Source organism: Rhodococcus sp. R1101, assembly GCF_000278445.1.
GTDB classification, from domain to species: Bacteria; Actinomycetota; Actinomycetes; order Mycobacteriales; family Mycobacteriaceae; genus Rhodococcus; species Rhodococcus gordoniae.
Map to the genome: position 1 here is coordinate 1 of NZ_AJVB01000958.1, position 413 is coordinate 413.

Annotated in this window: 1 protein-coding gene; it reads right to left on the reverse strand. The window is 70.7% G+C overall.

All coding sequences use genetic code 11. From position 1 onward, the window contains the following. The coding region (locus R1101_RS29100) for a chorismate-binding protein (protein ID WP_037225489.1) at nucleotides 1-413 on the reverse strand (413 nt) is incomplete at both ends.

The following is a 413-nucleotide window of genomic DNA, read 5'->3' on the forward strand; positions in this document are numbered from 1 at the left end:
ACAGCGCCACGATCGCCCCGCCGATCCCGAAGGTGACCTCGTGGGCGGTGGCGACGAGGGTGCGGATGACCACCGACAGGTCGGCGGCGCCGGTCGGCGACAGATAGCCGATGGCCCCGGAGTACACCCCGCGCGGGCCGTCCTCGAGCTTGTCGATGATCTCCATGGTGCGCAGCTTCGGGGCGCCGGTCATCGATCCGCCGGGGAAGGCGGCGCGCACACAGTCCACCGCGGAGACGTCCGGGCGCAGGGTGCCGCGCACCGTGGACACCAGCTGGTGCACCGCCGTATAGGTTTCCACCGCGAACAGCGCCGGCACGTGCACCGAGCCGGGCACGCACACCCGGGACAGGTCGTTGCGCACCAGATCGACGATCATCAGGTTCTCGGAGCGGTCCTTCTCGCTGGCCTGC